A 7,580-nucleotide genomic window follows, 5' to 3' on the forward strand; every position below is an offset into this window, starting at 1 on the left:
GGGCTGAAGGCGCTGGAGGGCGACCCGCGGTGGACGGCGGCCATCGAGGCACTGCTCGACGCGGTGGACACCTATGTGCCCATGCCCGAGCGGTATGTCGACGCGCCCTTCCTGCTGCCCATGGAGAACACCTTCACGATCACTGGTCGCGGCACAGTCGTCACCGGCGCCGTCGAGCGCGGCACCATCAAGGTCGGCGACCGCGTCAGCGTCCTCGGCGGTCTCGGCACAGACACCGAGACGGTGGTCACCGGGCTCGAGACCTTCGGCAAGCCAATGGACAGCGCCCAGGCCGGCGACAACGTCGCGCTGCTCCTGCGCGGGGTGCCCCGCGATGGGGTGCGCCGCGGCCACATCGTGGCGGCGCCCGGAAGCGTCACACCTGCGTGTCATTTCACCGCGCAGGTGTACGTCCTGTCGACGAAGGAGGGCGGCCGGCCGACGCCGATCGCCTCCGGCTACCGGCCGCAGTTCTACCTCCGCACCGCGGACGTGGTCGGTGACGTCGACCTCGGCAAGGCCGCCGTCGCCCGGCCTGGTGACACCGTCACCATGACGGTCGAGCTCGGCCGTGACGTGCCTCTGGAGCCGGGACTCGGCTTCGCGATCCGCGAGGGCGGCCGCACCGTGGGCGCGGGCACCGTGACCGAGGTGCTCGGCTAGGGAGCTGGCGGTCAGGATCCGGGGTCATCTGTTCTCCGGGCCGGTGCCTGGTCTGCATGCGCTTCAGTACGTACGCAGACCAGGCACCGGCCGTCGTCGGGCCGCGTGCTTCCTCGGAGTCGGCAGTATCGTCGCGCTGACTCTCTTGATCAGCGGTTGTAGGGGCCGTACGGGCTCCAACCGTGCAGGAAGGGTTCCAGGTCGCTGTGCCGGGGCTCGGGGATCTCGGGCAGACGAAGTGGTCGGGTGAGGGGATCGAGCGAACGTACGTACTTTGTCGCCCACGCCAGCCATTCCTCGGCCGCACTTCGCTCGGCACCGTCGGGCAGGACCGCGGTCCTCTCGGAGGCGGCGGCCAGGTAGTCGGCGAGGCGTGCGGCCTGCCGCCATGCACTTTCCTGCTGTTGCAGTGCTCTGACGCGGAATGCTTCTGCGTAATCGAGGCGGGCCTGACGCATTGCGGATTCCCACCGGTTGCGTTTGATCCGGGCGTGCTCCTCTTCCTCGGCCCGCTTCCGCTCAGCCGCCAACCCTCGTAGGCCCATTTCCTGCAGGATTTCGGGCAGTTGGTCTTCCAAGGGGCGCTCTGCCGCATCTTGCCAAGTCGACTGGCGGTGAGAGATTCCTCCGTTCAGCGCGATGGCCAGACGGTCGGAGGGCGTGTAGTCGTACGCGGGGATCTTGACCCAGGAGTACCGCTCGGCATCGGCGAGTTCCTTCGCCGTGGGAGTGTGCTCGACCCTGTCCTGCTCCTGCCCGAAGGAGACACCACACGGCTGCCCTTGTGCCGTGACGGTGAACAGGTCGCCCCCGCCCAGACTCCGAGAACGCGATCGCTGATGTTCCGTGCGGGCGAGTTGGACCTTGTGTCCGCGCTGCTCGGCTTCGGTCACGATGGCCTGCACGAGGCGCAGCGCACGTTGCTGGACAGGTTTGCTCAGCCTCAAGGCAGGGTTGCCGTCTCTCAGCGCGGTGACGACGGCATGCGGCTTGCGGAGTGTCTGTGGGACGGGGATCGGGTCAAGGACGGCGAGCTTCCAAGCGGGAATGTCCTGAAGGGAAATCTCATAGCCCCCCGCCTTCCAACGGTGGACCAATTCCTTTCCCTCGGGCAGCTTCCCGCAATGCTGCGCCGATCGAATCCGGGCCGACCAGTTCGGGGCACCAACTCCGTACTCCGGTTTGACCACAAGGATCCCTCCCGCCGCCAGGAGGTCCTCGACCAGCTGCTCCCCCAGAGTCCCCTTGCGCGGCTTGGGCGCTGCACGTGGTGTGCGGGCGGTTCTCGCTTCGGTCTTGGCGGCAGAAGCCTTCTTGGGGGCAGGCGCCGGCCGGCGTGCAGGGCCGGCGGCCGTCACGGGGGCGGAGCTGGAATTGGTCGTCCTCGCGGTACTTGACCGCACTGCTGGCAGCGTCGGATAGCGCCCGTTCTCCAGGTAGTGACGACCTGCAGGCGTGGCCTCGGCACTCCATTGACCGCGGCGGCGAGCGACGGTTACCAGGCCTCGGTTTTGCAGTGCCTGGGCGCTCGTCTTGTAGGTGAAGTCGTCCCAGACTCCTGCAGGGCAGCCTTGAACGATCCAGCGAAGGACTTGCGTCTGCCGCTCGTTGAGCGGAGCTTTGGCCATCGTCACCTCTTGGATCGTGTTACGGGCAGCGGCCCAAGGGCACCGGATTCGGGGGATTCAGCCGGGTGGTGTCATCCTGCGGAAATCCTCGACGGGGATCTCGAACTGCGCCTCGATCTTCGCCGCATCTCGGTTCCTGCCGGCCTGGCGAAGCATGCCGACGGCCTGCTCGACGATTCTGCCCAGCCTGATGACCTCGGCACGCAGGATGCGGAGTTCGGCAAATGACTCGGCGGCTTCCGCGCCGCACCACTGACGCACGAGGTCACGGGCGGGTTTGAACTCCCGGTCGACCGCGGCGCAGGTCTCGGGGCTGAAGTGGTGCCCCTCCTGCTTGCCTCGCCCCGGAGTGTACGAGCCGTAGATCGCCTCCCGTTGAGCCCTTTGCTCATCATGTTCAAGGTCTTGCATGACGCGTTCGGTGTGCAAGACGGCACCCTTGCGGGCACACGCCAGCGTCACCGGCCAGGGCGCCTCCGCGCTCCCGTCGTCATGCAGCACCGTCAGCGCATCACCGGCGAAGAACCCCGTGCTCTCCCCCAGAGCCCCGGCGAACGCCTCTACGTCGTGCACGTACAGGACCCCGTCGTCGTGCCGCGAGTAGCCGATTTCCGCCAGCTCTTTCCAAGGGCACGCTTCAAAGACAGCGTCTACCGCACGTCGCTCAGGAGCGTCGCGTGCCGGCGTAGCCGCAGCCAGTTCGCTCCAGCGCCGTTCCCTCGCCAGCCATGCGTCGGCCTGCTCCCACGGCACTCGTAGCTGCGAGCGCGGAACCCAAGCCTCCCGCCCTTCCTCCTCATCCGCCGTGAAACGAACCTTGACACGCGGAGGCCTCTTGCTGCCGACACAGAGCACCTCCACACGAGCGACGGGCCCAGTCACCCGAGCACGGTGGGCCCAGAACTCCCCTGTCTCCATCGCCTTCCCCTCAGGTAGGTCCCTCGCGGCTTCTGGTGGGCTTGTGAACATATTCCGCGCAGGCAAGTAGCCGCTGCGCACTTCCCCACAATCTGATCGGAACAGTCAACTGCCCGTTCCCGGTCCCTGCGGAACCTCAGGGTCTCGCTGGCGTCCGGGGCGCTCCGCCCAGGTCAGCCAAACCCAGCAAACGCATGGCCACGCAGCGGTAGCCTTGCCCAACTCACTCACGAGCGACGAAAGGGCCAGTCCCTCACCCCAGCCGCGCGCAACCCCTCAACACTCCACCGCACTCCATTCGAAACGTAAAAGCACCTACATCCCCCACCCCGGTACCGAGCGCAACAGTAGTTAGCGAGAGCGCCTGCTGTTGGGCCCGACAGCAGGAGCTCTGCGGCCCTCATCCCGGTCGGTGCGGCAGGAACAAGGTCTGTGCCCCGATGTTCCTGAAGGGGGCGGGACCATCCAGTGGTGATGCCTCGTCGCGAGCCGGCCACGCACCACACCGCCGTTTGGTCCTCGCAAGTACGCCGAACCATCGATGTCCGGGCCTGAGGACACGTCCCCGGCCCGCCCAACGGTCCCGGAACCAAGTCAGTGTCTTCATCAGCGAATCCCGGTTTCGATCCGTCTCCAGCAGGGACACCCGACAGCCCTGGCGCAGCTCCATCTTGCCCTCGAGGATGTCGAGGCTCTCCAATTCGGGAAGACGACCTCGGCCGAGCCTCGTCCGCCGCCGGGGTAGCGCAAGGGCCAGCTGTCGGCCCGGGCCTCGCCGTCCGGGGAGCATGACGGTGGCCCAGTGTGGGTCGGGTGATCCGCGCCGGATCGCACCGGGTAGGCCAGCACCCAACGATCGTCGCCGAACAGATTCAGTCCGCCAGTCGGCGGGCGTTATCAGTGAGCCAGGCAGGGGCGATGACCTCGGCGTTTCCGTCAAGGGCAGCCGCCGCTCGGGTCAGAGCATCGGCAGCGGCCTGCCGGGCGGTGGGGAGCGCGCGGGCAGCCTCGGCCAGGGAGTGGGCCGCTGCAGCTTGCGTGGCTCCTGCGATGTGGAGAGCGGTCGAGGCGCGCTCAGCTGTGGTGGCCGCCTCCGTGAGCCGACCGTCACGCCAGTACGCCCAGGAGAGGTTGAGCAGGCAGACGCCCTCTGCCCGGGGGTTCTCCATGAGCGAGGCTTCGTGGCGGGCTTCTTCGAGAACCGACGCCGCCTGCTCCGGGTCGTCGAGAGCCAGGAGAGCGATGCCTTGCGCGTTCAGTGCGTAGGCGATCGCCTCCTGACTGCCGGCGGCTCGGTAGGCGCGGGCGGTCTCAGCGCCCGCGTCGGCGGTCTCCTGCCAGCGACCCAGCGTGAGCAGGGCGATGGTGCGCGCGTTGCCCGCGCGGGCGGCCGTGAGCGGATCGCCGCTCGCCTCGGCCATCGCGTGCAGCTGGTCAGCTTCGTCCAGCGCGTTCTCACCGTCGCCGAGGTAGCTGTGGGCGAGGCTGAGGGAGAGCCTCGCATGCACTTCGCGCTCGGTGTCGCCGAGTTCGTGCGCCAACTCGGCGGCGCGGGCGAGCGGTTCGACGGTGGCGCCCTGGTCGCCGAGCTGGCGGTGGGCGTCGCCGAGGCCGAAGAGCGCGTTCTGCAGTGCGGGCCTGTCGTCGAGGCGTTCGGCAAGGGTGGCCGCTTCGGTGAACAGCTGGGCAGCCTGCTCCATCGGTCCAGCGCTGAGCCGGGCGTGCCCGTAGGCGACGGTGTGCGCGAGACGCACCCGTTCGTCGCCGATGTGCCCGTCGACGGCGAGGTGCATCGAGACGGCGGCGAGCACCGAGCCGTGCCAGACGAGCCACTCGCTGATCTCGTTCAGCACCCGCGCGGCGCCGTCGTGGTCACCCGCTTGCACGAGGTGGTCGAACTGCCGCCGGTGCGGCTCGATGTCCTCCAGCGTCCGCCATGTGCCGCGCGGCTTGGCCTGGCGCGCGTACCACGATGCGATCTCCCGTTGCACTGCCTGCCTCCTGAAAGGTCCGTGCTGTGGCATCCGTCCGTAAGCGATCTCCGCGTCCAGCGGGTGAAGGGCGAAGGTGCGGCGCGTCCGGTCCACGGACACCAGATGCACGCGGATCAGGGACATGAGGACCGGGACCACCGGCAGGTCCGGATCGAGTCCGTGCACAATCTCCACGACCACGTTCTGCTCGGCGGGGGTACGCAGCGCGGCGACGACACCGAGGACGGCATGCGCCTGCTCGTCAAGGCGTCCGTAGCGGTCCTGGGCAAGTTCGGCTACGACGCTGTCGCGTTGGGTGAAGTCCTGCAGTACGTCCTCAAGGCTGGGCAACAGCACCGTGTCGTCGTCGGCGAGCACACCGACGAGGAGTTCCAGCGCGCGTGGGACGCCGTGGACACGGACCGCGGCGGCCAGCAGTTCCTCGTCGGACAGATCGGCCATACCGAGGCTGCCGTCCCGGTCGAGTTCGCGCAGCAGCGCCACCGCCTCGGCGGAGTCCAGGCCCTTGGAGAGATTCACATGCGCGGCGAAACGCCGCAGTTCGGGCGCGAGGCGCACCGGAACCTGGCTGGTAACGAGGAGTCGTGGGGTGGCGGGAACCCGGAACAGCCAGTCGAGGAGCACCGCCAGCTCCTCGTCCGCGATGCTCCCGTCGTCGTGGAGCAGGTCCTCCAGGTTGTCCATGAGAACGACGATCAGCCGGTCGCCCATGGCCGCGCGCAGTTCGTCGAGCCTGTCCTGCATCGTCCCGGCGGCGGCCCAGACCTTGCGCAGATTCGTTTCCTGCTCGGAGCCGAGCAGGCGGGCGCAGTCGAGGTAGAGGCGTTCCAGAGAGATCCCGGACGTGCGGGTGGAGAGGTTGACCAGGCCGAACGGAAGTGGCCCACCAGCGGGGCGAGGCCATTCGCCGCGGTCGAGGAGGTCCATGACCTTCGCGGCGAGCGCGCTCTTGCCGATGCCGCGCGGTCCGGTGATGGTCACCATGCGGGCAGCAGGATCGTTCAGGTGGCGCGCGATCTCGTCGCGTTCATGGGTGCGGTTCTTGAACAGCTCGATGCCGTGCGCCACGGGAACCCCGACCACCCGCACGCCACGCGCCCACACATCGCGCGATTCGCCGGGGACGGCGAGGGGCAGGGCCCCCGTGTCCGGGAGTGCAAGGAGACGGGCGAGTTCTGCGCGGTCTGCGGCGTCACACGCCTGCAGCGCACGGTCGAGGCGGACCGCGGTGAGTCGGCCCGCGCCCTCCGAGCGGTGGTGCTCGGCGACCACGCCGATGATCCGGTTGCCGGCCCACACCGCGGCACCGGACATGCCCGCCCACGGCGAAGCGCCCGGATCAGGATCGGCTCCGGCCGGAATCACAGTCATTTCCAGCGTGCCGGTACGCAGGTTGGAGAGTGCTGCCACAGTGCCGTCCGCCTGGTGCAGCTCGCGGAAGTACGCGCCGTCAGGGCTGCGGCGCTGCTTCCACAGGGGGAATCCGGCAGCGTGTACGCCGATCACGCCGTGCCGGTCGTCAGCGATGCGCCCGAAACGGGCTCGTTCGATGACCGCGGATGCTGCTGCTGGTGGCACCACGGTGAGCACGGCGAGGTCGCTGCCCTCGTCCGCCCAGCTCACGGTCGCCGAAGCCGACCATTCCCCTGGCCGGTCGGCGTCGCACCGCACGACAATGCCTGTCGCATCGGCGACCACATGGGCAGCCGTGAGAAATACACCGGCGGAGACCCGATAGCCGGATCCACGCCGCCTGCCGCTGCCGCTTTCGGCAATGACCTCGGCGATCCGGTGCGGGTCGAGCCCGGGCTCATCGGCCGGGAAGGCGAACTTCACCGAGCGCTCAAGAGGATCAGCAGGCTCAGCGCTCATGGGGCAGCTCGGCACCCGAGATCAGCGCGGGCCGGCCGGGGGCGTCGCCACGTACCGGCTGAAGGGTGAGCATGACCCGCTGGGTGGCCACGTGCGCGGACCGCGCGGAATGGTGGACGTCAAACACCCAGAACCGCACCTTGGCCCCCGGTTCCCGGCTCCGTTCCACGCCAACGGTGAGTTCGAGCTCGAGCTTCTCCGCCTGGAACCGGAGCCCCTCGCCTTCCCCGTCCGCCATGGCGCGGCTCAGCTCGCTCCGCAACTGGGCGATCATGTCCGCCAGTTCCACCGCGTCGTCCACCCTCGGCCCTCTCCTCGCCCGACACCAACCGACCATGCGCCCGCCGAGCATACCGACGGATGGTCAACTGCAAGCCGGGCGGACCGACTTCCACTCCCACCAACCCTTCAGGAACGGACTTTCGGGGCGTAGCGCAGCAGCACGACATCGTCGATGGGGCGTGCTTCAAGGAGTTTCATGCGGGCTGTGGAGCCACCGGGATAC

The 7,580-nt window shown here is 68.5% G+C and carries 5 protein-coding genes; 1 reads left to right on the forward strand and 4 read right to left on the reverse strand.

Annotated elements, in window-relative coordinates:
* Positions 1-663 (forward strand): EF-Tu/IF-2/RF-3 family GTPase (locus tag ACFWY6_RS38290; protein WP_384700485.1); only part of this gene is annotated, 663 nt, incomplete at its 5' end.
* A gap of 149 nt (positions 664-812) precedes the next feature.
* Here ACFWY6_RS38290 and ACFWY6_RS38295 read toward each other — a convergent pair.
* From ACFWY6_RS38295 to ACFWY6_RS38310, 4 genes are all read right to left on the reverse strand, one after another.
* A complete protein-coding gene (locus tag ACFWY6_RS38295) occupies positions 813-2,291 on the reverse strand; it encodes a hypothetical protein (protein WP_384700499.1) in 1,479 nt (492 codons plus the stop codon).
* Between the two features lie 57 nt (positions 2,292-2,348).
* On the reverse strand, positions 2,349-3,044 hold the full coding sequence (locus ACFWY6_RS38300; RefSeq protein WP_384700487.1) for a hypothetical protein: 696 nt from the start codon (positions 3,042-3,044) through the stop codon (positions 2,349-2,351).
* Positions 3,045-4,081: 1,037 nt separating this feature from the next.
* A complete protein-coding gene (locus tag ACFWY6_RS38305; RefSeq protein ID WP_384700489.1) occupies positions 4,082-7,075 on the reverse strand; it encodes a trypsin-like peptidase domain-containing protein in 2,994 nt (997 codons plus the stop codon).
* Positions 7,065-7,376: a trypco2 family protein gene (locus ACFWY6_RS38310; RefSeq protein ID WP_384700491.1), complete on the reverse strand. Its 312-nt coding sequence runs from the start codon at positions 7,374-7,376 to the stop codon at positions 7,065-7,067. Before ACFWY6_RS38310 ends, ACFWY6_RS38305 begins: the two co-directional genes overlap by 11 nt.
* Positions 7,377-7,580 lie beyond the last annotated feature (204 nt).

This window comes from Streptomyces sp. NPDC059037, from assembly GCF_042740015.1.
Classification (GTDB): domain Bacteria; phylum Actinomycetota; class Actinomycetes; order Streptomycetales; family Streptomycetaceae; genus Streptomyces.

Coding starts and splice junctions, on each gene's coding strand:
- ACFWY6_RS38295 (WP_384700499.1), bottom strand. CDS start 2,291: ATGGCCAAAGCTCCGCTCAACGAGCGGCAGACGCAAGTCCTTCGCTGG.
- ACFWY6_RS38305 (WP_384700489.1), bottom strand. CDS start 7,075: ATGAGCGCTGAGCCTGCTGATCCTCTTGAGCGCTCGGTGAAGTTCGCC.